Raw genomic sequence first — 218 nt, forward strand, 5'->3', positions numbered from 1 at the left:
ACCGCCAGGAGCACGGCGCCCGCGATCAGCTCGCCGATTGCGGACTTCAGTTGTGCCGCTTTCTCGGACATCTCGGCCCGGGCGAGCCGAATTTCCTGCTGAACCAGGTTCGAGCCGTGCCGAAGGACGTCACTCGCGAGGCCCGCGGAGGAGCGGGACGTGTCAACGGGGTCGATCGGACGATGAGGGTCGGTTGGATCTGCCATGGATCAACTCCA

At 65.1% G+C, this 218-nt stretch carries 1 protein-coding gene; it reads right to left on the reverse strand.

The features are described from left to right. The coding region (locus tag Q1B08_RS21925; RefSeq protein WP_299823635.1) for a phage holin family protein at positions 1-206 on the reverse strand (206 nt) is incomplete at its 3' end. Positions 207-218 lie beyond the last annotated feature (12 nt).

The organism is uncultured Jannaschia sp., assembly GCF_947494025.1.
GTDB lineage: Bacteria > Pseudomonadota > Alphaproteobacteria > Rhodobacterales > Rhodobacteraceae > Jannaschia.